Source organism: Mesorhizobium sp. B2-4-6 (assembly GCF_006442775.1).
In the GTDB taxonomy this organism is placed as follows: domain Bacteria; phylum Pseudomonadota; class Alphaproteobacteria; order Rhizobiales; family Rhizobiaceae; genus Mesorhizobium.
In genome coordinates this window covers 121320-146172 of sequence record NZ_VFVI01000012.1, presented here as the reverse complement: position 1 = coordinate 146172, position 24853 = coordinate 121320, and the positions used below count along the sequence as shown (strand labels likewise).

Genomic DNA, 24853 nt, shown 5'->3' with positions numbered 1-24853 from the left:
TCCTCCCGCCCTTAGAGCTCGACGCCCTGGCGGCGTGCCATGATGGCCGTGATGCGCTCGGTCAGCATGCCCTTGAGCAGGATGACGACGAGGCCGACGATGGCGTACCAGATGGCCACCTTGACATGGTAGCCGTTGGCGATGACGCCCCGCTTCTCGAGGTCGAGCAGCGCGACCAGCATGCCGCCCCAGACGAAATATTCGCCGGGGTTGATATGCGGGAACAGGCCGAGCGGCGGATGCACATAGGATACGGCCGCGTCGTAGAAGGCGGGCTTGTGCTTTTCTTCCAGGAAAGAACCGAAGGTGTAAGCCATCGGGTTGGTGAGGAAGAACACCGACAGGACCGGCAGCACCGTATAACGGGTCAGCGCGATGCGGCCGGCGCCGCGCGCCAGGCCGTGAACGCGCTCTTCGCCGACCAGTTCGGTGACGGCGTAGAAGGCGGTCATCAGCACCACCAGCGTCGGGATGATGCCGGTGACGAAGCCGGCGAACACTTCGCCGCCCTTCTGGAAGATGCCGATGAAATACTTGCCGATCGCGGTCAGCCAGCCGAGCTGCTCTTCCTGCTGCACGTTCTTCAGCTGTTCCTTCAGCTGATCGGCGGTGACCGGCGCGTTGTCGGTCGTCGCCTGCGCCAGGACAACAAGGTGATCGGTGGCATGCTCGACGCCGAGCTTGCCGTGCCAGGCAGCGTCCGAGACCATGGTGCCTGCGACATGCAGGTTATGCACCGCCAAGTCGGCATGCTGCGCCAATAACGAAATTACAGACATTTCTCCTCCTTATGACCCCTGCCGGTCATTCCCAGCCGGCTGCCGGCGTCCGTTTATGCCCTTGCTACGTTCAAGCCGGACAGGCCCGGCTTCTTCCCCGGCTCCGACCGCGCGCGGTCGATCTGCTCGATCGCCCGTTTCACGGCCTCGGCCACACCGGGTTCCCCCTCCCCCATGATCGCAGGGTTGGACCGGAGTCGATCGAGGGGGACACCCTCGAATTCTTCATGTCGCTTGAACTTGGTCAGCACCGAGCGGCCGCTCATGACCATCATGCGGCGCACGATCAGATCCGGCGTCACGACGATCAGCGCGATGGTGCCCTTGGCAAGCCGGCCGCGGAAATTGCCGGCGCCGACGAAGCCGTCCTTGAACTCTCCGGTGACGCCTTTGAAGACGTCCGAATAATGCCGCATCTGCAGCCAGACGCCCAGCGATTGCAGCGCCCAGACAACAAACAGCAGAAGCAGCGCCCACTGCCAGATCGCCATTCGGTACTCCTCCCGACTCTCGTTCCTCCGACGCATATTGGACGGAGGTGAGATGACCCGAAAGTGAGAACATTTGTTTCCTCGAATGTCAACATGTATTATATTAGCCGTCATAACGCTCCACAGGCGGCTGACCGATTTCGGCATCGGCAACGCCTGTGCTAGCCTGCCGTCAAACGGGAAATGAGACATGGACCTGCCTTTCAGGCACGAACTCGCGCTTATGCCGGACCTTCGCCACCGGCTGCGGCAGCTGCGCTGGTTCCGCGCCACCTTCCGCAGCAGCGCGAAGGTGGTGTCCGAAACGTTCGGCGTGCGCTTCGAGATCGACGAGGCCAAGTTGACCCGCGCTTTCCTCGACTGGATCGAAGTCATGGAAGCGCAGAAACGATTCGCTGCCGTCGACCGCGCGGACTTCATCGTCTTCGCCGCCGGGCTTGTGCTGCGCGAGCTGATCCGGCAGGCGCCGGCGCGGGAGATTTCCGGCCTCACCGACATGATCGAGACCGAGGCCAATGCCGGCACGGCGGAAATCGTGCGCTTCTGGCCGGAAGGCTTCCTCTATACCAACTATTGCGTATCGGCGATCCTGGCCGTGCACGAGCAGGAGTTCGGCACGGCGCCCAGCATCGACAAATGCGCCGACGACCTGCGAACCTGGTGGTCCTACCGCGAGAACGCAACGGAAATGCCCGCCTATGCCGTGGCCTTTCTCGACCGCTTCCTCGGCGCCGAGCCCAACTGGATCACGCCCGACCGCGCGCAGTCGCGCCAGGCCATGCAGCGCGCGCTTGGATCCACGCCGGTCAGCGAGGCGCTGCGCCAGCTTTGAAGCGTTGGGGACGTAGCCGCCCGACTATTGAACATCTGACTTTTTATCGATAGCGATGTGCGCATTGGCACAGGAGCCGGGAGAAGCGCGTGGCGCAACCTAGACTGATGATTTTCGATTGCGACGGCGTTCTCGTCGACAGCGAGCCGCTGGCCGCCAAAGCCTATGAGCGCGTCTACGAGAAACACGGCATGCCCGGCGTCCACGGCGGCATCATCGCCCAATGCATCGGCATGAAGCAGTCCGACATCATCGTCAAAATCAGGGAACTGACCGGCCATCAGTTTCCGGCCGCCGCGGACGGCGATATCTGGGCCGAGACCAAGCTGCTGTTTTCCGAGGAACTGAAGCCGACGCCGGGCATCGCGCCATTCCTGAGCGCGCTTGCCGGCGACCGCTGCGTCGCCTCGTCATCCTCGGTCGAACGCATCAACCACAGCCTGTCGGTGACCGGGCTGTCACGCTTCTTCGGCGAAGCGATCTTTTCCTCCTCGATGGTGAAGAACGGCAAGCCGGCGCCCGATATCTTCCTCTACGCCGCCGAGAAAATGGGGGCGAAGCCAGCCGACTGCATCGTGGTCGAGGATTCGCCGCTCGGCGTCCAGGGCGCGGTCGCGGCCGGCATGATCGCGATCGGCTATACCGGCGGCGGGCACACTTATCCCGAGCACGGTGCGCGGCTGAAGGCTGCCGGCGCCGATTTCATCTGCGCCGACTGGCACGAAGTCGGCCGGCAATTGGCGGGGCTTGGTGTTCCGGCCTGATGCAACTCTTTGTTGGAGCATGACCTTCTCCGAAAACCGGTTCCCACTTTTTGCATTCGCTGGCTTTCGGTTCGGGATCACGCTCTAGCGGAGACTGGGGAAACGACGCCGGGTCCACTCACCGGGCGGGACCAGTCCCCCCACACGGAAGTTGAAGGACAGGACCCTCGTTGCATCGGCGTCGACCTCGCAGCGGAAGCTCAGATCGTACCATTGCGTTGTCGTGCTGAAGGCAGCCTGCGTAGGGTTAAGAACATTGCCCTGCTTCAGGGGAATAGTCGGCAGCCATTTGGGCGAGTAATCGGCACTTTGCAATTCCTGGTTCAGAACGTTGGCGCAAAGATTGGCAACGCGCTGATCGCGCGGCACGCTTTCCATCGAGCTTGTGGCCAGTGCGTTGCCGGTCGCACCCGGCGAGTAAAGCTTTCTGACGCCCGGCAGACCGGAATAGATCGGCGATCCCGCAACCTCGGCGTCGGCGGGGTTTGACCTTCCTGGGTTACCGCTTGGCGATCTCAAGGCTCTTGCCGATTTGAACTTCATCGCCTTGGAAGGTTTAGGCTTTGCTTTTTCGGTTGACGATGGAGGTGCGGGCTTGTCGCCGGCTTCGGCCGTCAACGGCTTTGGCGCTTCGGCCGCTTGGTTCTCGGCGGGTTGCGACGCCTTGTCCGGCTGCTGCTTGTCAGTGTCCTCGGTCGCCTGCTTCTCCTCGCTTTGCGCGGGTTTTTCGTCCGGTGGGGCGGTTGCCGGCTTCTCTTGGACCTTGCTGGCCTGCTGCTCGGGCGTTGCAGCGGCTGGCTGGTCGGGCGCCGGCTTCGGTGCGACCGGCGGCTTCGCTGGTTCATTTTGGGCTGGCGACGGCGCGTTGGCTGGAGCGCTGCCTCCGTTCAGAGATTTCTCCGGGCCGGTATCCTTCTCGCCATACTGGAAAACGCGCTTCAGAACCGGAATGTCCTGCGGTTTCGGTGGCTGCGGAGGCGGCGGCTTTTGCGCGGCCTGCTCAGGCGGCTTTTCAGCCTTCTTTTCAGGCGTCGGCTCCGGCGGCTTTGGAGCGGGCTTCGGCTTGGGCTGATCGGGCGGCGGCACGATCGCGACATTGACCGGCTGTTCCTGCTGATCCGGCTGTTGGTCGGGTCTCGGCAGGCCAAAAAGCAGGAACGCTGCGATCAGGGCATGCAGGAATAGCGATGCGGCCAAGGCCCACCGCCAATTCCGAAACCATTCCCGCATCTTGCCGTTCATAGCGCCCGATGTGGAACGAAATAGCGGCGGCTTCAAGCGCTAGGCCGGGTTTCCTACGAGCTGCCGGCCTGACAAGTCGGTGATCGGAGGGTCCGCGGCGTTAAGAGCAAGCCGGATCAAGTGCCTGCAGGGTTGGCTTACACCAGCATGCCCATCGGGTTTTCGATCAAGCGCTTGAACGCGCCGAGCAATTCCGCTCCAAGCGCGCCGTCGACGGCACGATGATCGGTCGAGAGCGTCACCGACATCACTGTGGCTATTCTGATCTCGCCCTTCTTCACCACCGCCCGCTCCTCGCCGGCGCCGACCGCCAAAATCGTCGCATGCGGCGGGTTGATGACGGCGGCAAAGTCCTTGATGCCGAACATGCCCAGATTGGAAACAGCGGTGGTGCCGCCCTGATACTCTTCCGGCTTCAGCTTGCGGCTCCTGGCGCGGCTCGCCAGGTCCTTCATCTCGTTGGAGATCACCGACAGCGTCTTTTCGTCCGCATGCCGGATGATCGGCGTGATCAGGCCGCCGGGGATCGACACCGCAACGCCGACATCGGCGTGCTTGTGCTTGACCATGGCGCTCTCGGTCCACGACGCATTGGCGTCCGGCACCGCCATCAGCGCCATCGCCATCGCCTTGATGACCATGTCGTTGACGGAGAGCTTGTAGGCCGGCGCCTCGCCCTTGTCGGTCTTCCTCATCGGCGCTGCGGCATTCAACTGCGTGCGCAGCGCCAGGAGCGCGTCGAGCTCGCAGTCGAGCGTCAGGTAGAAATGCGGAATGGTGGACTTCGCCTCGACCAGGCGGCGCGCAATCGTCTTGCGCATATTGTCATGCGGCACGAGCTCGTAGGAGCCTTCGGCGAACAGCTTCAGCACCTGGTCGTCCGACATCGGCCTGGGTGCTGGGGACGGAGCGGATGGAAGTTCCGCCGGAATCTCGGCGGCCGTCTGAGCAGGGGTGGCCGCGCCTTTGCCGGCAACTGCGGCCTCAACGTCGGCGCGCACAACACGGCCGCGCGGACCGCTGCCTGCTATAGCCGAGAGGTCCAGATTTGCCTCACGGGCCAAGCGTCGAGCCAAAGGCGTGGCTCGGGCGGGCCCTTGCGATTGGCTGATCTCCCCCCTGGTGGGGGAGATGGCCGGCAGGCCAGACGGGGGCGCGACAGAGTGAGAGGTTGGCGGGACAGCGCCCCCCTCTGTCGGCTTCGCCGACATCTCCCCCACGAGGGGGGAGATTGGCGCGTAGACTTCGTCATCAGCATAAATCCACGCCACCGGCTCGCCAACGGGAATGTCGACGCGCTCCTTGCCGGTGACGTCGCGCAGCGTGCCGCTGGCCGGCGCATCGATCTCCATCGCCGCCTTGTCGGTCTCGATCTCGAAGAGCACGTCGCCCTTCTTGACCTTGGCGCCTTCTTCGGCGAACCAGCGCGAGATCTGTCCGGTCGCCATGTCCATGTCGACCTTGGGAAGAATGACTTCGGTCGGCATCGCTCAGCGGACCCCTTTCACGAGGTCGCGGGCGGCGGCGATGATGTCGGGAACCTGCGGCACCGTCGCCTTTTCCAGATCCGGATTGTAGGGGATCGGCGTCTCGGCGCCGCCGAGCCGCACGATCGGCGCGTCGAGATAGTCGAACGCCTCGCTTTCGGCGACGAGCGCGCTCACTTCCGCGCCGATGCCGAGCGTCTTCACGGCCTCATAGACGCAGAGCAGGCGCGAGGTCTTCTTCACACTGTCGATGACGGTCTGCCTGTCGAGCGGACGGATCGTGCGCAGATCGACCACTTCGATGTCGATGCCCTCGCCCTCCAGCACGGCCGCGGCATCGAGCGCCTTCTGCACCATGATCGAGGTGGCGACGATGGTGAGGTCGCGGCCTTCGCGGCGGATCTCGGCCTTGCCGATAGGAACGGTGTAATGGCCTTCCGGCACATGGCCCTTCATCTTGTAGAGCAGCTTGTGCTCGAAGATCATGACCGGGTCCGGATCGGCGACCGCGGCAAGCAGCATGCCCTTGGCATCGTGCGGCGTTGCCGGCTGGATGACTTTGAGGCCGGGTACATGGCCGAGCCAGGCCTCGAGGCTCTGGCTATGCTGGGCGGCGGCGCCCGTGCCGGAGCCGGCCGGGAAGCGCATCACCAGGGGCACCGAGACCTCGCCGCCGAGCATGAAGCGCATCTTGGCCGCCTGGTTGACGATCTGCTCCATGCCGAGCGTGGCGAAATCCGAGAACTGGAATTCGAAGATCGGCCGCATGCCGGTGACGGCGGCGCCCACCGCGACGCCGGCGCCGCCCAGTTCCGAGATCGGCGTGTCGATGACACGGTCGCTGCCGTAGCGCTCGACAAGATCGCCCGTCACCTGGAAGGCGCCGCCATAGACGCCGATGTCCTCGCCCATCAGGAAGACGCGCTCGTCCATGTCCATGGCGATGGCCATGGCTTCCTGGATCGCCTGGGCGTAGCTCAGTTCACGCACCACGGCGTCCATCACGCATGCTCCGTGTAAACGTAGTCCGCAAGGGCGGCGATCTCGGGCGCCGGGCTCGCCTTGGCGAACTCGATGCCATCGGCGATCTCCTTGGCGACCGCGTCGCGGATCGCCTGGATGCCCTGGTCGTCGATGAAGCCGAAGTCACGCAGTTCGGTCTCGAACAGCGTGATCGGATCTCGGTTCGCCATCCAATCCTCGATCTCTTCCTTGGTGCGGTAGCGGTTGCGGTCGCTCTTGGAATGGCCTCGATGGCGATAGGTCTTGGATTCGATCAGCGTCGGCCCCTCGCCCGCACGCGCCCGCTCCACTGCCTTGAAGGACGCCTCGGCCACCTCGGAGAAGATATTGCCGTTGACGATGACGCCGGGCATCGAATAGGCGGCCGCCCGCTCGGCGATGTTCTTCACCGCGGTCGAGCGCGCCGTCGAGGTCGACATGCCGTAGCCGTTGTTCTCGCACACGAAGATCACCGGCAGCTTCCAGATCGCCGCCATGTTCAGCGCCTCATGAAAGGCGCCCTCGTTGTTGGCGCCGTCGCCGAAGAAGGAGACAACGACCTTGCCGGTCTTCATCATCTTGGACGAGAGCCCAGCACCCACCGCGATCGGAATGCCGCCGGCAACGATGCCGTTGGCGCCGAGATTGCCCTTGGCGACATCGGCGATATGCATGGAGCCGCCGCGGCCCTTGCAGTAGCCGGTGGTCTTGCCGAAGAACTCGGCGAACATCCGGCTGACTTCGGCGCCCTTGGCGATGCAATGGCCATGGCCGCGATGCGTCGAGGTGATCTGGTCATCCTCGGCGAGCGGCATGCAGATGCCCATGGCGCTGGCTTCCTGGCCGATCGACAGGTGCATGGTGCCATGGATGAGGCCGCGCATGTAGCACTCTTCGGCGCCCTCTTCGAAGCGGCGGATGAGGTACATCTTATGAAGCACCTCCCTGAGCTGCTCCGGACTGTACTGGCGATAGACGAAAGGCAGGTTGGCCCGGCTGTCCACGACGGCTTTGCTGGCTCCAGCCATGATCACGCCTCCACAGCGCCGTAAACGAGCTTGTCCTGGCGGGCGCGCAGTTCGGCGATCTTCGAGCCCGGCGCGGGCGCCGCGTTGGCATAGGTGATGAGCTCGCCCTTCTTGATGGGCTGGGTGACGGAGCCGCCCTGCAGCAGGCCGCAGGGAACGGCGCGCGCCGCATGGGCCTCCGGGGCCGTCATGATCCAGGCGCGATAGCAATACTCACCGATGGCATCGAGCTTGTCGCCGGGCTTCAGATCCTTCTTGGCGACCGCGCAGACCTCGGCCACGGGCTTGGCCAGCGGCACCATGTCGGCCTTGCCGTAAAGCACGACCCGGGCGCAAGTCAGCGGCACTTCCAGCGAGGTCAGGTGATAGGGGCGATGGAAGGTGAAATACGGGCCCTTGCCCATCTTCAGGTCTTCCATGCGCTCCGAGATGCGCGGATGCGACATGTCGGCGACGACGAAGACGCCGGGCGCGACACCCTTGCCGATCGAGTAGTCGACGACGCCGACCTTCGACAGCACGCCGCCGTCCTTCTCGGGCACCAGCACCTTCGACAATTCGCCCAGCGTCGCCGCCGGACCGTGCATGCCCGGCTTGTCGGGGACCAGCCCGGTCGCGTTGGCGATCGCCGCCATCTCGACCATGGTCTTCGAACCATCGACGAATTCGACCAGCATGCGCACATTCATATGCCGGCGCTTTGCCTCCTCCTCATAATCCGGAGGCGTGGCGTCGATGTTGAGCGGGTTGTTCTTGCCCTTGCCCGCGGCAACGATCGGATGCCCCATGGCGGAGACGAATTCGATCAGTTCCATGCAGGAAGACGGCTCGTCGCCGGCGCCCAGCGAATAGGTGACGCCGAGGCGGTCGGCTTCGCTCTTGAGATAGGCGCCGATGGTGACGTCTGCCTCGACATTCATCATCACCAGATGCTTGCCATGCTCCATGGCGCGCAGGCCGATCTCGGCGCCGACGGCCGGAACGCCGGTCGCGTCGATGACGACGTCGATGAGGTCATTGCCGATGACGAGGCTGGAATCGCTGGTGACGGCGATCTTGCCGGCCTCCATGGCCGAGGTCATCGCCGAAGCGTTGGACACCTCGCGCGCATGGCCGGTTTCCTGGAAAGCGATATCGACGGCCTTGCTGGCCGCCGGCAGGTTCAGTTCCGAAATAGCGCCGATCTCGATGCCGGACATGTGGGCGACGCGGGTGACGATGTCGGTGCCCATTTCGCCGGAACCGATCAGGCCGATGCGGATGGGCTTGCCCGACTTGGCTCGTTCCTCAAGATCGCGGGCAAGGCCCGTCAACGAAATATTGGATGCCATGTATTCCTCCCATATCGCATGCTGTTCGGTTGCTTGACCGGTATTGAACATATGTATTTCTGTCAAGACTAATGTCCAGAATTTGGCCATTGGTCGACGCTTTTCCAATGGCTCGAGGCGCAACGGCTAAAGGCACGGGCAGCGGCGCCCGTACCAAACCAAATGGAGCGAGCGGTCGGCCGAACGTCGGTCAAAAACCGCGCTACGGCCCTCGACGAACCATGAAAAGATATCTAGGCGGCAATTGTTACTGGCAAACGTCGACCCATACGGCGCCGACCAGATCGGCCATGCGCTGCGGCGTGATGCGCACCGCGGCATTGGTGGCGCCGGCTGCCGGAACGACCTCGCCGAAGGCTTTGAGCGACAGATCGCAATAAACGGGCAGCGGCGCCGGCAGGCCGAACGGACAGACGCCGCCCGGCGGATGGCTGGTGGCTGCCAGCACCTCTTCGCCGCCCAGCATGCGTGGCTTGCCGCCCATCCTGTCCTTGAATTTGCGGTTGTCGAGCCTGGCGATGCCGCTGGTCACGACCAGCATGGTCTCGTCAGCGACGCGCAGGCAGATCGTCTTGGCGATCTGCGCCGGCGTGACGCCATGCGCCTCCGCCGCCAGCGCCACTGTTGCGGAACTTGCCTCGGTGACGATGACTTCGACATCGGGCGCGTGCTCGGCAAGAAAGGCGCGGACCGATTCCAAGCTCATGGTGAATCCCTCGTCAGGTCTGTCGAACAGCAGCGCTCGGCGAATCGCATGGCATGGCGGTTATTGGCAAGAGCCAGCGCCTGCGCTTTGCAGGCACTAAAAAGCCCGCCGGGCCAACCCGCGGCGGGCTCCTGGATGGACGCTTCTGGCGTCCCTATTGCTGTGTGGGCCGATTCTCTGCGGACGGCACCCTGATCAATTCCTCTTCCGGCACTTGCAGCGCGGAAGCGATGCGCCGGAGCTTGGCGGGGTCGGCGTCCTTGCCATCCTCGATGTCGACGATCTCGCCCACGGCCAGACCGCAGGTCAAGGAGAGTTCCTCGATCGTGTATCCCCTCGTTTCGCGAGCGGCTTTCAACGGATTGAGGCCGGGCGCGGCAATGATGTCGTTTGAAACAGCGTTTCGTGCGGTGTTGGGCATGGCAACTCCTTAAAGATGAAACAGGTCGGATGAAAAGCGGCGTTGCCTGAGACGGCGGGAGAATGCTCGTTAACAAATGATTTGCCAAGAGCACCGATGCGGCGTCACGCCATCGTGAAAAGCGTTTTGGCCGAATGCCTCGGGCTTCGTACATGTAAGGCCGCGCGGCGCTCAATCAAGTTCTTTTGAAGGTCGGCGGCCCGATTCGCCGGCATTTTCGACGCCTCGATTCGTTAGCTTACCCGTCACCGGCAGCCAAACCCGCGCGCCGGGCGTTTCACGGAATCGAATGCCATGAATTTGAAATCGTTCGCAATTGTGCTTGGCGCCATGTCGAGCGTCGTCGGCTCGACGGAAGCGCAGGCGGCGGACGCCACACGCGTTCGAGGCACCGTCGTCAGCGTTGCCGGATCGACGCTGACGGTGAAGGATCGCAACGGCAAGACCGATGCGATCGCGCTTGCCGACGGCTGGAAGATTTCGGGCGTCGCCAAGGCATCGGCAGCCGATATCAAGCAAGGCGATTTTCTTGGCATCGCCTCGATTTCCAAGGCCGATGGCGGCAACGGCGCGCTGGAAGTCGTGATCTTCCCGGCGGCCCTGAAGGGCACGGGCGAAGGCGACCGCGACTGGGATCTGCAGCCCAACAGCCGCATGACCAACGGCACCGTCGCCGATGTCACCGAGATCGAAGGCCGCACGGTCACGCTCACCTATGACAACGGCCAGAAGAAACAGATCGCGATTCCGCAGACGACACCGATCGTGACATTCGCCGCCGCCACGCCGGCGGATCTCACGCCGGGCATCGCGGTGTTCGTCAACGCCGAGCGCGGCGGCGACGGCAAGCTCGTGGCCAACCGGGTCGTGGTCGGGAATCACGGCATCGCGCCGCCTATGTGAGGCCAGGCGGCCGCATCCTTGGATTTCCGAGGAGCGCGCAATCTCGTCGGCCAGGGCGGGCGCGCGGCGCAAGAGGGCTCCTCAGAAACAATCCAGAAACAAAAATCTACATTTGGGAAAAATTGTCGAAAAAAACCAGGAGGATAGTCCCTATCGCGAGGCTTGGGTCACCGATTTGCTCCGGTGAATCTCGGAAGGCCCGCGTAAAAAGGAAACGAAGTCATGAAGAAGTCCCTCCTCTCCGCGCTTGGGCTGGCTCTGGCCCTGGCGTTGACCATGCCGATCCTCGGCGCCACCAGCGCCGACGCGGCTCCGATGAAGAAGCATCACCATCATCGTCATCACCACAGGCATCATCACCGCCACCATCACCACCATCATCACCACCACAAGAAGATGGCTCCGAAGAAGGCCTGATCCTTCCCTTCTGCCGATGGGAAGGCAGGCCTTCGCTGCCAGAGCGGACCAGTCTTCCCATCGGACTTTTCGGCTTAAACATCCGGTGATGTCGAACCGCGCTCCGGACTACGTCTAACGGGGGCCTGCGCCGATCTTTCGGCCAGACACTGCCTGGTGCCGGCGGTCGCCCGTGTCGTCCTCACGCTTCCGCCATCCGGCTCTCGTTGCCCGCTTCGCCGTGAAGCTCGGCTATTGGCCAAATCCCACCGCCCCGACGCGCTACAACGAGCTGATGCGGTGGCGGAAACGCTGTGGGCCGGGCGGAATCCCGAAGATATCCCTGCCGGGTTGCTTGCCGGCGGCGAAGACTCGGCCATCTCAGGCGACGGCATCGCGGAATGAGCCGCTTCTATGCCGAAGCGCTGCGTGCCAGATGCGCGATGCGGGGCACCGATAAGTTTGACGGCTGAACGCAGACGTCGCCGACCAAACGAAAAAAATCGCGCGGCATATGAACCTTTCCATTGGAGCCAACACTAAGCGGTCATGGGCACCGCGAAGGTGCTCCTCATCCCAACGGGGACGCCAGGACGGCGATCCCAACAACCGATGGAAGGAAATGCTCAAATGACCAACTTCAAGCGTATCGGCCTCGCCGCGGCTCTCGTCTTTTCGGCTTTCGGTTCGGTTTCGGCTCCGGCATTTGCCGGCACGCATCCGACCGGCGACGGCGGCGCGGTCTGTAAGGGCCATGGCTCCTGCCTGGTGCTGCAGCTGGATTGCAAAGGCACCTATACCGATGCCACCGACAAGAACGGCACCGTCTACGGCAAGTGCAGCCAGGTCATGAAGGTCGATCCGAAGGCGCGGCTCAAGCTCGCGAACTGATCGCTGTAGCCAAATGGCACGGAAATGGCGACCGTCGAGGACGGCCGCCATTTCTGTTTCAATCACGTCGATCGATCAGCGCCGGCTGATAAGAAGGCCGGCAAGCAATCCGACCACGACCAGCCCGACGGCGGCGGCCGTCGCCGGGTGATCTCGCGCCGTACGCTCGATGGCCCTGCCCTTGCGCCTTATTGCGGGCAGCGCCTCGTGGAGGCGATCGGCAAGTTGCGAATAATAATCGGACGCCGCCTCGCGGCCATCCTCGTAATAGGCGTCGCCGCGCCTGGCCAAAACCTTCTTGAGATCGTGCAATTGTCGTGAAAGCGCCGCGACCTGCTTGTCGATATCGACGTCGGAGAGGGTCGAAAACGATGCCATGCTTGTTGTCCTTCTCTTCGAGAAGGCCTAACGCATGGACGCAGAGCCAGTTCCGGCAGGTCGAGCGCGCGGCATCAAGTCGAATGACGACCGTTCAACGAACCTGGTCGAGCAGGCGCTTGCATTCCAGCAGATCGAACAGCGCCTCCTGCAGCAAGGCGCGATTGTCACGCGACAATTTCGAGGCGTCTGGTTGTACCGGACCTTCGTCGTCGCTCTTGCCGAGGCCGAAGAAACGCCGGCTGGGCTTCACCTTCGGCTGGCCGACCAGCGCGTCTTCGTCGCCGCGCGGCTGCGCGGCGGCCGTCAGCGGCACCTGCTCGGCCTGGCGGCGCTGGGCGATCGCCTCCACGGCGGCCATGTCACCATTGCCGATGGCGACCAGGAAATGGTTGCCGTTTTCGCGCAACAGTTTCTGCACGCCTTTGATCGTATAGCCCTGATCGTAGAGCATATGCCTGATGCCCTTGATCAGTTCGACATCCTGCGGCCGGTAGTAGCGCCGGCCGCCGCCACGCTTCATCGGCTTGATCTGGGTGAAGCGCGTCTCCCAGAACCGCAGCACATGCTGCGGCAGATCGAGATCTTCCGCGACTTCGCTGATGGTGCGGAAAGCGTCGGGGCTCTTGTCCATGGGCCAATCCTCCACACTGGACCGCGACCCGGCTCATAATGCCGAATCGCGCCTTATTTCAGCGATTTATGAAACGATATTCAAGCCCGACGTCAAAACGGCCGGCGGTTTTCAACCACATTCGCCAGCAAACTATTTGCCGCCCTTGCCCTTGCTGTTCTGATGCGAGCGCAGGATCCGGCTCTTGAGCACGTTCGACGATTTGAACGTCATCACCCGGCGCGGCAGGATCGGCACTTCCTCACCCGTCTTGGGGTTGCGGCCGATGCGCTCGTTCTTGGAACGGACATGGAAGGTGGCGAAGGACGACAGCTTGACCGTCTCGCCGCGGACGATTGCCTCGCAGATCTCATCGAGGACGGCCTCGACCAGCTCCGCCGATTCAGTTCGCGACAAGCCAACCTTCCGGTAAACGGCTTCAGCAAGGTCGGCACGCGTAAGTGTCTTTGCCCCCATGCGACCGTCCCATCTGCTCGCAAAAACGTAAATCGATACAGGTAAAGGCTGAGCCTAAGTAATTGATCCGGCAAGGTCAAGAACCGAACCGGCGAGTTCGGCACTTACCAGCGGAGCAATACCGCGCCCCAGGTGAAACCTCCACCCATCGCCTCGAGAAGCACGAGGTCGCCCTTCTTGATGCGGCCGTCGGCGACGGCCACCGACAAAGCGAGCGGCACCGACGCAGCCGAGGTGTTACCGTGTAAATCGACGGTGACCACCACTTTCTGCTCGGCAATCCCGAGCTTCTTGGCGGAAGCGTCAATAATCCGTTTATTGGCCTGATGCGGCACGAACCAATCGAGGTCCTCGGCCGTTATGCCGGCCTCGCCGAAGGTCGCCTCGATGACATCGGTGATCATGCCGACGGCATGCTTGAACACTTCGCGGCCTTCCATCCTCAGATGACCGACGGTTCCCGTGGTAGAAGGACCGCCGTCGACGAAGAGTTTGTCCTTGTGCGCGCCATCGGAACGCAGGCTCGCCGCCAGCACGCCGCGATCGGTAATCGCGCCGGCTCCGTCTTCCGCTTCCAGAACCAGCGCGCCGGCGCCGTCGCCGAACAGCACGCAGGTCGAGCGGTCGCTCCAGTCGAGGATGCGCGAGAATGTTTCCGAACCGATCACCAGGACGCGTTTGGCCAGGCCGCCACGGATATAAAGGTCGGCGGTGGCGATCGCATAAACGAAGCCCGAGCACACCGCCTGCATGTCGAAGGCAAAGCCGTGATGCATGCCGAGCCGGTTCTGGATTTCGACAGCGGTCGCCGGGAACGTGTTGTTGGGCGTCGAGGTCGCCAGGATGATGAGGTCGATATCGGCGGGCGTCATGCCGGCGCTGTCCAGCGCCGCGCGCGCCGCCGCCTCACCAAGCGAGGCTGTCGTCTCGTCGTCGGCCGCGACGTGGCGTTGGCGAATGCCGGTGCGCTGGGCGATCCACTCGTCGGAGGTTTCGACCATGCCTTCGAAGTCGGCATTCTTCATGATGCGGCGGGGCAGCGCGGCACCGTTGCCGCGCACGACTGATCTGATCAAGGCTCTTTCCTATTCCTCGGCGTCGGCGACGCCGGATTTCCTGTTTGCCTGCGCGGTCGGGTTGCGCGCATGGAACAGATCGAGGTCAGCCTCGATCCGGTCAAGCAGATTGTTGCGCACCATGTCGTAGCCGAGTTCGATGGCGGCCGCGAAGCCGTCCGAATCGGCGCCACCATGGCTCTTCACCACGATGCCGTTCAATCCCAGGAAGACGCCGCCGTTGGAGCGTCCGACATCCATCTTCTCGCGCAGCCTGTCGAAGGCGCCCTTGGCGAAGACGTAGCCGATCTTGGCCATGAGCGTGCGGCTCATGGCGGCGCGCAGATAGCCGGCGATCTGCCTTGCGGTGCCCTCGGCGGTCTTGAGCGCGATGTTGCCGGCAAAACCCTCCGTAACCACCACGTCGACCGTGCCCTTGCCGATATCGTCGCCCTCGACGAAGCCGCGATAATTCATTGAAGCCATGTTGGCCTCGCGCAGCATGCGGCCGGCTTCCTTGACCTCTTCCTGGCCCTTGATCTCCTCGACGCCGACATTGAGCAGGCCGACGCTCGGCCGCTCGATGCCGAACACCGAGCGCGCCATGCCGGTGCCCAGAATGGCAAAATCGATAAGCTGGTGCGCATCCGCGCCGATGGTGGCGCCGACATCGAGCACCACGCTTTCGCCGCGGGTCGTCGGCCAGAGCGCCGCGATCGCCGGGCGGTCGATGGTGGCCATGGTGCGCAGGCAGAATTTCGACATCGCCATCAGCGCGCCGGTATTGCCAGCCGAGATGCAGGCTTGCGCGCCGCCGTTCTTGACCGCCTCGACGGCCTTCCACATCGACGACTTCCAGCGGCCATGGCGCAGCGCCTGGCTCGGCTTGTCGTCCATGCGCACCGCGATCTCGCAATGGACGAACTCGCTTATCTCGGCGAGTTTCGGGAACTTGGCGAGTTCGGGACGCACCACGTCCTCGCGGCCATAGATGACGAAGCGGATGTCAGGGCGGCGGATGGCGACCGTCATCAGCGCCGGGATGACCACGCTCGGTCCGTGATCGCCGCCCATGGCATCGATGGAAATCCTGATCACGTAGTGCTTTTCTCACGGGTTGCCTGGCTTGCGGCGGACGCCTGCCAAGGTAAGGGGGCTCGCGAAGGTTCGGCGAAAATAGCGGTTTTGCGCCTACGCACAACCAACTTTTCCAAAATCCGGACCACTCTCAGGATTTTCCGAGCAGCGAACGCAGCTTTTTCTGGAATTCGCTTTCTTCGGGTTGATCGTCGCCGGCGACGTCGAGCGAGGCTCCCGGCTTGCGCGGATAAGGGTTGATCGCCAGGCCGAAAAACTGTTCGGCCAGCGCGCCGACATCGATGGTGTCGCCGGAAAATGTTTCCGGACTGTCCGGTCCGTCGGCGTCGAGGATGATCTCGCCGCCGCCCTCGAAACCCTCGCGCCCAAGCTTAGACTGCTCGGGCAGAAACAGCGCCTCGACGGGCCCGTCAATATGCGCGGTCACCGGATCGAGCGTGACGATGCAGGCCTGCGTGATGTCGGCCTCGACGCGACCGGTGACCTTGACGCCATTGCGCCTCCAGGAGGCCACGAGCAGTTCGGCGCGATAGTGCTCGACCGAAAGCAGTTCGTATTCGGCGGCAAGCGCCTCACGCTGGCGCTCATCGGCCTCGATCAGGACAGGCAGGCCCTTTTGCGGCAGCCGCGCGACATTGGCGACAAAGGATACAGGGCTGCGCAATTCGTCGCCTTTCATCTCGGCCTCCTTCACGCGGCCCCGGCGGCCGGGAACGCGGCGATGCCGGCGACGATCGATTCGGTCGGCTGCGCGGCAAGCTTCTGGCTAGCCTCGCAGACATAGTCCGCAAGCAGCGGCGCCTGCGGCCAGGGACCGGAGTCCGGCCTGACGTTGCGGGCGAGCGCCGCCGCAAGCGCCACCCGGTCGTCTTCCTTGAGCGCGTCGTCATAAGCGGCCGTACGACCGTAAAACATCTTTGCCAGCTTCTTCATGCGTTTGGGCACGCCGACATCGCTGATGCCAAGTTCGCGCAGCGAATGCTCGACATCGAGGAAGAACTCATCAATCAGCACCTGCGCGACCTCGGCGGCCACACCTTGCTCGCCACGCAGCCGGTGCTGGACGAGATACATGTGCAGCGACAGCATCTCGAAGCGGCCGAGCGGCGTATCGGGCACATTCCAGTCGGAATAAAACACCGTTTGCCGCGCCGCCGCCACGATTTGTGCGTAGAGCGCGTCGGTGATAGCGCGGTTGGCACTGCGTTCGCGGCCAAAAAGGCGCTGGAACATTGAGGGCGGTCTCCCGGGGACCTGTTGTTTGATTTGGCCTTGTTGCATCGGCATGCAAGCTGGTTTACCGGTTTTGCGGCCCAGCGCAAGTTGCGGGGATGTGATGGAGAATTGTTGTTGGGTGCGCTGAAATTCAAGTCGTTCTTTGCGCCCGCCCCTGTGGGCGTGGCTTCGCTGCTGGTAGTGGTGTCAGTGCTTTCCGCCTGCAATTCGTCCAAGATGTTCGGCGATCTCCATCCGAGCGAAACCCTGACGAAAGGCTACGTCATCGACCAGCAGGCGATCGATTCGGTGCCGGTCGGGTCGAGCCGCGAACAGGTGCTTTTGGCGCTGGGCACGCCGTCGACGACGGCGACCTTCGACAACGAGGCCTTCTACTACATCTCGCAAACGCGCAAGCGCTATGTCGCCTTCGACAACCCCCGCATCATCGACCAGCATGTGCTGGCGGTCTATTTCGGCGCCGACGGCCGCGTCACCCAGATCGCCAACTACGGCCTCAAGGACGGCAAGGTCTTCGACTTCATCTCGAGGACGACGCCGACCGGCGGCAAGGACCAGAACTTCCTCAGCCAGATCATCAGCGGCGCCAGCAAGCTGGCGCCCGGCATCCCCGGCGGCGGCAGCGGCGGTACGCCTTAAGTCTATCGACGGCCTGCGGAACAATCAAACCCGCCGCCTCGCCGGCGGGTTTTGTTTAGGTGCGGCCAAGACGCATACTTGCTTATATTCCGGCGTCCCCCTATCAATTTTCTGGGGATGGGGACCGGTCATGGGCAACAGCGATCGTACTGTGCCGCAAGGTTGGATGGCGACAGGCACGCCTGACCGGCAAACCGTGACACCTGACTGGCTTGTCGTCGAAGCGCCGACAATCGACGGCGTCGCGCTCAAGGAAATCCGACCTGTCGCGACTTCGACCGGCTACCTCACCGAGGTTTTTCGCGAGGAATGGGATCTCGACGGACTTCCGGTCGGACAGGTGTTTCAGCGCACGCTTTATCCCGGCGCGGTGACGGGATGGCATGCCCATGGCGTCACAACCGACCGGCTTTTTTGCTCGGTGGGCAGCGTTCGAATCTCGCTGTTCGACGGGCGCAAGGCCTCGCCGACATTCGGCACGGTTTGGCACAAGATTGTTGGAGCGGTCAGGCCCGCTATCGTCATCATTCCGCCCGGCGTCTGGCACGGTGTCGTCGCGCTCGGAGCGGAGACTGCTTTGGTGCTCAACCTCGTCGACAAGGCCTACGCCTATGACGCGCCCGACCATTGGCGCCTGCCGCCGGACACCGAACAGATCCCCTACAAGCTGGTGTAGCGTGGAACAGGCGGGTCAAGGCGCGCCGATCGGACCGATCGAACCGCTGGTCTCGGTCGTGATAGCGACGCACAATCGTCCGGCGGTGCTGCATCAAACGCTGAAGAGCCTCGTTGGTCAGACCCTGCAGGACTGGGAAGCCATGGTGATTGGTGATGCGTGCCGGCCGAACACAGCGACAACGGTTGCCGCTTTCGGCGACGCCCGCATCTCCTATATCGATCTTCCTGTGAACTTCGGCGAGCAGTCGGGGCCTAACAATATCGGCTTTGCCAGAGCACGCGGCCGTTTCGTTGCCATATTGAACCATGACGACCTATGGTTTCCCGACCATCTGACGTCCATGAGCGGCTGGATCGACGCCACCGGCGCCGATGTGGTGATCGCCCGGGGTGCGGTCATCGAGTCGGCCGCGAGCAAAGGTTCCAGGCATATGATCCTCGGGACGGGGCGGCACGGCTTCTATGACCCGGTCACCACAGTCGGCTTCGGCTCCGCGCAAATGGTCCGGAGAACGTCGCTGCCAAGACTTGGGCCATGGCACCCGGCCAGCCAGTGCGTCTGCGAGAGTTCCCAGGACTGGCTGTTCCGTGCATGGCGCAACGGTGCGGTGATTGCGACAATGCCGCATCTGACCGTGCTCATGCTGCATTCGGGCAAGCGCGAAGGCAGCTATGCGCGTGATACGGCGCAGGAGCAGGAAGAACTGATGAACGCGATGAGTTCGCCAGACGCGTTGCGCGTCAGGATTCTTGGCAACGCCGAGGAACCGGCTCCCCTCAAGCGCTTCCGCTACCTCAAACGCAGGCTGCTGGCTGCCCTCGGCATACATCCGCGAGCGCGTTCCTTCCGCCGCCAATTTCGCCACGGCGCGTTCATTGCCATGCTGCGCCAGACACGCGGCTTACCGCCAATGCCCGAACGCGAACCGGATGCCGAAGCGTTGCTGGCCCGCTATCGCCATGACAGCGAAAGGCCAGAGGCCGGTTGAGTGCCCCCCCGGGCGGAAAGCATGAAGGATGTCATGCCGAAAAACAAAGCCCGCGGGATCGCTCCCGCGGGCTTTGTCATGGAATAGCCGCCGCGATCAGCCGTGCGCGAGCACGGCGAGCAGGAGCAGCGCGACGATGTTGGTGATCTTGATCGCCGGGTTGACGGCCGGGCCGGCGGTGTCCTTGTAGGGATCGCCGACGGTGTCGCCGGTGACCGATGCCTTATGCGCCTCGGAGCCCTTCAGGTGCTTGACGCCGTCCTTGTCGGTGAAGCCGTCCTCGAACGACTTCTTGGCGTTGTCCCAGGCGCCGCCGCCGGAGGTCATCGAGATGGCGACGAAGAGGCCGTTGACGATGACGCCGAGCAGCGAGGCGCCGAGCGCCGCGAAGGCCGAGGCCTTGGAGCCCGAGATCAGCAGCACGCCGAAATAGACGACGAGCGGCGCCAGCACGGGCAGCAGCGACGGGATGATCATTTCCCTGATCGCCGCCCTGGTCAGGATGTCGACGGCGCGCGCATAGTTCGGCTTCGAGGTGCCGGCCATGATGCCCTTGTCCTCGCGGAACTGCTTGCGCACTTCCTCGACGATGGAGCCCGCGGCGCGACCGACGGCGGTCATCGCGATGCCGCCGAAGAGGTAGGGGATCAGGCCGCCGAAGATCAGGCCGGCGACGACATACGGGTTGGAGAGGTCGAAGGAGACCTCGCCCATGCCCTGGAAGTAAGGATACTTGTCGCCATTGGCGGCAAAGAATTTCAGGTCGTTCGAATAGGCCGCGAACAGCACCAGCGCGCCGAGGCCGGCGGAGCCGATGGCATAGCCCTTGGTGACGGCCTTGGTGGTGTTGCCGACGGCGTCGAGCGCGTCGGTGGAGTGGCGCACCTCCTTGGGCAGGCCGGCCATTTCGGCAATGCCGCCGGCATTGTCGGTGACAGGGCCGAAGGCATCGAGCGCCACGATCATGCCGGCAAGTCCGAGCATGGTGGTGACGGCGATCGCGGTGCCGAAGAGGCCGCCGAGCTGGTAGGTGGCGATGATGCCGCCGACGATGACGATGGCAGGCAGCGCGGTCGATTCCAGCGAGACCGCGAGGCCCTGGATGACGTTGGTGCCGTGGCCGGTCACGGAAGCCTGGGCGATCGAGTTGACCGGGCGCTTGTTGGTACCAGTGTAGTATTCGGTGATCACCACGATGAGGCCGGTCACCAGGAGGCCGATGAGGCCACAGATGAACAGGTTCTTGCCGGTGATGGCGATGCCGGCGACATTGCCGACCTCGCCCCAGCCGACGGTGGCCGAAGTGGCGATGGCGAGGCCGACGATCGACAAGAGCCCGGTGACGATCAGGCCCTTGTAGAGGGCGCCCATGATCGAGCCGTTCGAGCCAAGCTTGACGAAGAAGGTGCCGACGATAGAGGTCAGGATGCAGGCGCCGCAGATGGCGAGCGGATAGAGCATCGACGCACCCAGCGCGGCCGTGCCGCCGAAGAAGATGGCGGCGAGCACCATGGTGGCGACGACGGTCACCGCATAGGTTTCGAACAGGTCGGCGGCCATGCCGGCGCAGTCGCCGACATTGTCGCCGACATTGTCGGCGATGGTGGCCGGGTTGCGCGGATCGTCTTCCGGAATGCCGGCCTCGACCTTGCCGACGAGGTCGCCGCCGACGTCCGCACCCTTGGTGAAGATGCCGCCGCCGAGACGGGCGAAGATCGAGATCAGCGAAGCGCCGAAGCCGAGCGAAACCAGCGAGTCGATGACGACGCGGTCATTCGGCTGCAGGCCCATCGGGCCGGTCAATACGGCGTAGTAGATCGAGACGCCGAGCAGCGCCAGACCCGCCACCAGCATGCCGGTGATGGCGCCCGACTTGAAGGCGATGTCGAGGCCGGCAGCAAGGCTGTTCGAAGCGGCTTGCGCAGTCCGCACATTGGCGCGCACCGAGACATGCATGCCGATGAAGCCGGCGGCACCCGAGAGCACCGCGCCGATCAGGAAGCCGATAGCGGCGGTGATCGAAAGCAGCCACCAGGCAAGCAGGAGAACGACGATACCGACGACCGCGATGGTCGTGTACTGGCGCGCCAGATAGGCCTGGGCGCCTTCGCGGATGGCGGCGGAGATTTCCTGCATGCGCTGATTGCCCTGATCGGACGCAAGGACCGAACGTGTCGCCCAGATGGCGTACAGAACTGACAGCAAGCCGCAGGCGATGACGGCGGTAATGATGGTCATTGCCGGATTTTCCTCGATTGTTGGCCCAAAAGAACCCCTCCCTGGGCCGTTGGAACGGAGATGGATGCCGCGCACGGATTCCACCCCTTGGCTGGGGTGTATGCGAAACAGGGCTTGGAACGTCAAGATATTGTTCGGTTTTTGCCCGGCTTTCGCCCAAAAGAAGAGGGCAGGAATTGTTGTGCCAAGCGCAAGCCTGGAATTAGATCGATTGAAATGACGCTGGGGCACATTCGCCAATCCTAAGACGTAGCGTTATTCCGCCCCCTGCCCCATGCGTCGCGCGGCGTAGCGCTCAACCGCCGACAGGCCGTCATAGATCAGCACGGCAAGCGCCGCGACGATCAGGCCGCCCTGCAGCACGAAGGCAAGGTTGTTCGAGATCAGGCCGGCGATGATCACCTCGCCAAGCGTCTTGGCGGCAACGGTCGATCCGATGGTCGCGGTGGCGAGGCTGATGACGACCGAGAGCCGGATGCCGCCGAGGATCACCGGGGCGCTCAGCGGCAGTTCGACCTTCATCAGCCTTTGCCAACCGGTCATACCGGCGCCACGCGCCGCTTCCATGACGTTGCCGGGCAACGTGGTGAGCGCCGTCAGCGCGTTTTCGAAGATCGGCAGCAATCCGTAGAGGAAGAGTGCGATCAGCGTCGGCTTCTCGCCGAAACCGACGGCCGGCACGGCAAGCGCCAGCACGGCAACCGGCGGAAAGGTCTGGCCGATATTGACCAGGCTGCGCGACAAGGGCAGGAACTCGGCGCCGGCCGGCCTGGTGACCAGGATGGCGAGCGCCACCGCGACGATCGTCGCGGCCACCGTCGCGACCAGGACCGTCCGCAGATGCTGCAAGGTCAGCGTCAGCAGGCTGCCCTGGTTGTAGATTGCCGGCGCGCCATTCTCGGTCAGGGGCTTCAGCAGCGGCTCGAACCAGTTGGGGCTGGTGATGAAGACCACCAACAGCACCAGAACGGCCAGCCTCAGCAGCGCGGGCAGCCAGGCTTTCATTGCGGCCTCGCCGCGCGTTTCACCAAGCCTTCGACGGTGACGCGGCCAATGAGCTTGCCGTCGGCGTCCTTCACCGGCAGCGCGGGGCGGCCCGACCACAACAGCTCGGCCAGCGCGTCGCGCTGCGTGGCCTCGCCGGGGATCGCCTCGCCTTCGGCGCCGCCAGGCTCCACGGCATCGCGCACCGGCCCAAGCGACAGCAGCCGGAACGGCCTTTCGCTGGCGCCGACCAGTGTCTCGACGAAATCGCTTGCGGGCCTCGCCAGGATTTCGGCCGGCTTGGCGTATTGCACCAGCTTGCCGGCATCCATGACGGCGATCTTGTCGCCCAAGTGCACAGCCTCTTCCATGTCGTGGGTGACGAGGATGATGGTGGTGCCGAAACGCTTCTGGATCGCCAGCAGATCCTCTTGCGCCTTGGTGCGGATGATCGGGTCGAGCGCGCCGAAGGGCTCGTCCATCAAAAGCACGTTGGGCTCGGCGGCCAAAGCGCGGGCGACGCCGACGCGCTGCTGCTGGCCGCCGGAAAGCTCGTGCGGATAGCGCGGGCCGTAGGCCTGGGGGTCGAGCTGGTAGAGTGTCATCAACTCGTCGACACGCGCCTTGATGCGATCCCTGTCCCAGCCGACCAGCAATGGCACGGTAGCGATGTTCTGCGCCACCGTGCGATGCGGAAACAGGCCATGCCCCTGGATGGCGTAGCCGATGCTGCGGCGCAGCTGATAGCCGGGCACCGAGCGGTTGTCGGCGCCGTCGAGCTTGATGACCCCGGAGGTCGGCTCGACCAGCCGGTTGATCATCCTGAGCAGCGTCGTCTTGCCGGATCCCGACGTACCGACAATGGTCGCGATGGTTCGGGGTTCGATGATCATCGAAACATTGTCGACCACCGTCGTTTGGTCATAGCGCTTGGTGATGCCTTCGATCTCGATCATGCCGTCTCAACTGCCCTGCGCCTGGTGGCGGCCATTTCGATGACCGCGTCGAGGATAATGGCCGCGGCAAAGGCCAGCGCCACGGTCGGCAGCGCGCCGAGCAGCACCAGATCCATCGCCGTCTGGCCGACACCCTGGAAAACGAACACGCCGAAGCCGCCGCCGCCGATCAGCGCGGCGATGGTGGCGAGGCCGATATTCTGCACCAGCACGATACGAATACCGGTCAGGATCACCGGAAAGGCGAGCGGGAACTCGACATCGAAGAGGCGCTGGCGGTCGGTCATGCCCATGCCGCGCGCGGCATCGTTGGCCGCGCGGGGCACGCCAGCCAGCCCAACCACGGTATTGGCCACCACCGGCAGCAAGGAATAGAGAAAAAGGGCGACAAAAGCCGGCGCCGTGCCGATGCCCCTGATGCCGATCGCGGCGGCGCCTGGCACGTGCACGGCAACCCAGCCGAGCGGAGCGATCAGCAGCCCGAAGAGCGCGATCGACGGAATAGTCTGGATGATGTTGAGCACATTCAGCACGCCCGCCCGCAGTTTCTCGACGCGATGGCAAAGGACGCCGAGCGGTATGCCGACGATCACCGCGCCGGCCAGAGAACCAAGCGCCAGCGTGACGTGCTTGGAAGCTTCGGCCCAGAAACTGTCGGCGCGGCCGGTATATTCCTTGAGGATGGAAAGACTGTCCCAGCTTCCCGAGACAAGCAGCACAGCAATGGCAAGCGCTGCAAGCACGAGCACGCCGACGCGTGACCAGGGCGACAGGTTCAGCCTGGTCAGCACATCGGCCAGGAGCAAGGTGAAGGCAAAGACGAGTAGCCAGAAACCGGACGCCGGGGCGATGCGGGCGAACGTGTTGCCGGCCGGTGTCAGGAAACCGCCGGCGACGCCGATGAGGATTGCAAGAGCGACCAGCGCGACGATGCTGGCGGCCAGCCTGAGGATGAGCGGCGTCCGCAGCAAGGCAATGATGCCACCAACAATGACGATGGCGAGCAACAGCATACCAAGCGTCGGCGGCAGCGCTTCGAGGATCGGGCGCGCCTGTCCGGGCACGATGCGGTTGGCGCGGAACGTGGCAAAGGGGGCCAGGAAAGCGGCGTAGGCGACGATCGCGGCGACGACCACGCCGAGCTTGTCGAAACGCAGGGTCATGGCCTCCCCCTTGCGGCCTTGGCGGTTGGCGAAAGCCGGCGGGAGAACCGATCTCCCCCCTTGCGGGGGAGATGGC

The 24853-nt window shown here is 63.7% G+C and carries 28 protein-coding genes; 8 read left to right on the top strand and 20 right to left on the bottom strand.

Features of this window, described 5'->3' with window-relative positions:
• Positions 1–11 precede the first annotated feature (11 nt).
• Positions 12–779 (bottom strand): PTS glucitol/sorbitol transporter subunit IIC, encoded by a 768-nt coding sequence (locus FJ957_RS25415; protein WP_127867858.1) that lies wholly within the window; start codon positions 777–779, stop codon positions 12–14.
• 53 nt (positions 780–832) lie between these two features.
• On the bottom strand, positions 833–1270 hold the full coding sequence (locus FJ957_RS25410; protein WP_140641475.1) for a transcriptional regulator GutM: 438 nt from the start codon (positions 1268–1270) through the stop codon (positions 833–835).
• Positions 1271–1460: 190 nt separating this feature from the next.
• On the opposite strand from FJ957_RS25410, the gene FJ957_RS25405 reads away from it, so the two are divergent.
• Both FJ957_RS25405 and FJ957_RS25400 read left to right on the top strand, forming a co-directional pair.
• A complete protein-coding gene (locus tag FJ957_RS25405; RefSeq protein WP_140658570.1) occupies positions 1461–2102 on the top strand; it encodes a hypothetical protein in 642 nt (213 codons plus the stop codon).
• An 89-nt stretch (positions 2103–2191) separates the two neighbouring features.
• Positions 2192–2866 (top strand): HAD family phosphatase, encoded by a 675-nt coding sequence (locus FJ957_RS25400; protein WP_140835544.1) that lies wholly within the window; start codon positions 2192–2194, stop codon positions 2864–2866.
• Between the two features lie 84 nt (positions 2867–2950).
• Here FJ957_RS25400 and FJ957_RS25395 read toward each other — a convergent pair whose 3' ends face one another.
• From FJ957_RS25395 to FJ957_RS25365, 7 genes are all read right to left on the bottom strand, one after another.
• Positions 2951–4108, bottom strand: coding sequence for a DUF930 domain-containing protein (locus FJ957_RS25395; RefSeq protein ID WP_140835543.1), 1158 nt, complete (start codon positions 4106–4108; stop codon positions 2951–2953).
• 137 nt (positions 4109–4245) lie between these two features.
• A complete protein-coding gene (locus FJ957_RS25390; RefSeq protein WP_140835542.1) occupies positions 4246–5595 on the bottom strand; it encodes a pyruvate dehydrogenase complex dihydrolipoamide acetyltransferase in 1350 nt (449 codons plus the stop codon).
• Positions 5596–5598: 3 nt separating this feature from the next.
• Positions 5599–6597 carry an alpha-ketoacid dehydrogenase subunit beta gene (locus FJ957_RS25385; RefSeq protein ID WP_140641599.1) on the bottom strand — a complete coding sequence of 333 codons (999 nt, stop codon included), beginning with the start codon at positions 6595–6597 and terminating at the stop codon, positions 5599–5601.
• Complete coding sequence (locus FJ957_RS25380) at positions 6597–7625, bottom strand: thiamine pyrophosphate-dependent dehydrogenase E1 component subunit alpha (protein ID WP_140835541.1); 1029 nt, start codon at positions 7623–7625, stop codon at positions 6597–6599. The genes FJ957_RS25385 and FJ957_RS25380 overlap by 1 nt, the downstream gene beginning before the upstream one ends.
• A 2-nt stretch (positions 7626–7627) precedes the next feature.
• On the bottom strand, positions 7628–8956 hold the full coding sequence (locus FJ957_RS25375; protein WP_140835540.1) for an NAD(P)H-dependent oxidoreductase: 1329 nt from the start codon (positions 8954–8956) through the stop codon (positions 7628–7630).
• A 247-nt stretch (positions 8957–9203) separates the two neighbouring features.
• A complete protein-coding gene (locus FJ957_RS25370; RefSeq protein WP_140835539.1) occupies positions 9204–9662 on the bottom strand; it encodes a YbaK/EbsC family protein in 459 nt (152 codons plus the stop codon).
• Positions 9663–9816: 154 nt separating this feature from the next.
• Complete coding sequence (locus FJ957_RS25365) at positions 9817–10083, bottom strand: helix-turn-helix transcriptional regulator (RefSeq protein ID WP_140835538.1); 267 nt, start codon at positions 10081–10083, stop codon at positions 9817–9819.
• Between the two features lie 294 nt (positions 10084–10377).
• On the opposite strand from FJ957_RS25365, the gene FJ957_RS25360 reads away from it, so the two are divergent.
• The 3 genes from FJ957_RS25360 to FJ957_RS25350 all read left to right on the top strand — a co-directional run bounded on the left by FJ957_RS25360 (position 10378) and on the right by FJ957_RS25350 (position 12273).
• Complete coding sequence (locus FJ957_RS25360; RefSeq protein ID WP_140835537.1) at positions 10378–10986, top strand: hypothetical protein; 609 nt, start codon at positions 10378–10380, stop codon at positions 10984–10986.
• Positions 10987–11208: 222 nt separating this feature from the next.
• Complete coding sequence (locus FJ957_RS25355) at positions 11209–11403, top strand: hypothetical protein (RefSeq protein ID WP_140835536.1); 195 nt, start codon at positions 11209–11211, stop codon at positions 11401–11403.
• A gap of 609 nt (positions 11404–12012) precedes the next feature.
• On the top strand, positions 12013–12273 hold the full coding sequence (locus FJ957_RS25350; protein ID WP_140835535.1) for a hypothetical protein: 261 nt from the start codon (positions 12013–12015) through the stop codon (positions 12271–12273).
• A 75-nt stretch (positions 12274–12348) separates the two neighbouring features.
• Here the strand turns inward: FJ957_RS25350 and FJ957_RS25345 are convergent, their stop codons facing one another.
• From FJ957_RS25345 to FJ957_RS25315, 7 genes are all read right to left on the bottom strand, one after another.
• Positions 12349–12651 carry a DUF883 family protein gene (locus tag FJ957_RS25345; protein WP_140835534.1) on the bottom strand — a complete coding sequence of 101 codons (303 nt, stop codon included), beginning with the start codon at positions 12649–12651 and terminating at the stop codon, positions 12349–12351.
• A 94-nt stretch (positions 12652–12745) separates the two neighbouring features.
• Entirely contained in the window at positions 12746–13285 is a 540-nt protein-coding gene (locus FJ957_RS25340; protein WP_042640150.1) for a MerR family transcriptional regulator, read from the bottom strand.
• A gap of 132 nt (positions 13286–13417) precedes the next feature.
• Entirely contained in the window at positions 13418–13741 is a 324-nt protein-coding gene (locus FJ957_RS25335; RefSeq protein WP_140835533.1) for an integration host factor subunit alpha, read from the bottom strand.
• Positions 13742–13845: 104 nt separating this feature from the next.
• Positions 13846–14817 (bottom strand): beta-ketoacyl-ACP synthase III, encoded by a 972-nt coding sequence (locus FJ957_RS25330; RefSeq protein WP_140835532.1) that lies wholly within the window; start codon positions 14815–14817, stop codon positions 13846–13848.
• A gap of 9 nt (positions 14818–14826) precedes the next feature.
• The gene (plsX, locus tag FJ957_RS25325; protein WP_140682547.1) at positions 14827–15894 is read right to left on the bottom strand and encodes a phosphate acyltransferase PlsX; all 1068 of its coding nucleotides are present in this window, start codon (positions 15892–15894) and stop codon (positions 14827–14829) included.
• A gap of 130 nt (positions 15895–16024) precedes the next feature.
• Positions 16025–16573, bottom strand: a complete 549-nt coding sequence (locus FJ957_RS25320) for a YceD family protein (RefSeq protein WP_140835531.1) — start codon at positions 16571–16573, stop codon at positions 16025–16027.
• An 11-nt stretch (positions 16574–16584) separates the two neighbouring features.
• A complete protein-coding gene (locus FJ957_RS25315) occupies positions 16585–17127 on the bottom strand; it encodes a ubiquinol-cytochrome C chaperone family protein (protein ID WP_140835530.1) in 543 nt (180 codons plus the stop codon).
• A gap of 117 nt (positions 17128–17244) precedes the next feature.
• On the opposite strand from FJ957_RS25315, the gene FJ957_RS25310 reads away from it, so the two are divergent.
• The 3 genes from FJ957_RS25310 (at position 17245) to FJ957_RS25300 (ending at position 19436) form a co-directional block, all read left to right on the top strand.
• Positions 17245–17769 carry an outer membrane protein assembly factor BamE gene (locus tag FJ957_RS25310; protein ID WP_140835529.1) on the top strand — a complete coding sequence of 175 codons (525 nt, stop codon included), beginning with the start codon at positions 17245–17247 and terminating at the stop codon, positions 17767–17769.
• A gap of 130 nt (positions 17770–17899) precedes the next feature.
• Complete coding sequence (locus tag FJ957_RS25305) at positions 17900–18445, top strand: dTDP-4-dehydrorhamnose 3,5-epimerase family protein (protein ID WP_246674225.1); 546 nt, start codon at positions 17900–17902, stop codon at positions 18443–18445.
• A gap of 1 nt (position 18446) precedes the next feature.
• Complete coding sequence (locus FJ957_RS25300; RefSeq protein ID WP_246685960.1) at positions 18447–19436, top strand: glycosyltransferase family 2 protein; 990 nt, start codon at positions 18447–18449, stop codon at positions 19434–19436.
• A gap of 96 nt (positions 19437–19532) precedes the next feature.
• Here the strand turns inward: FJ957_RS25300 and FJ957_RS25295 are convergent, their stop codons facing one another.
• The 4 genes from FJ957_RS25295 to FJ957_RS25280 form a co-directional block, all read right to left on the bottom strand.
• Positions 19533–21674: a sodium-translocating pyrophosphatase gene (locus tag FJ957_RS25295; protein ID WP_140835527.1), complete on the bottom strand. Its 2142-nt coding sequence runs from the start codon at positions 21672–21674 to the stop codon at positions 19533–19535.
• Positions 21675–21929: 255 nt separating this feature from the next.
• The gene (locus tag FJ957_RS25290; protein WP_140835526.1) at positions 21930–22679 is read right to left on the bottom strand and encodes an ABC transporter permease; all 750 of its coding nucleotides are present in this window, start codon (positions 22677–22679) and stop codon (positions 21930–21932) included.
• Positions 22676–23614 carry an ABC transporter ATP-binding protein gene (locus FJ957_RS25285; protein WP_140835525.1) on the bottom strand — a complete coding sequence of 313 codons (939 nt, stop codon included), beginning with the start codon at positions 23612–23614 and terminating at the stop codon, positions 22676–22678. Before FJ957_RS25285 ends, FJ957_RS25290 begins: the two co-directional genes overlap by 4 nt.
• On the bottom strand, positions 23611–24777 hold the full coding sequence (locus FJ957_RS25280; RefSeq protein WP_140835524.1) for an ABC transporter permease: 1167 nt from the start codon (positions 24775–24777) through the stop codon (positions 23611–23613). Before FJ957_RS25280 ends, FJ957_RS25285 begins: the two co-directional genes overlap by 4 nt.
• Between the last annotated feature and the right edge of the window lie 76 nt (positions 24778–24853).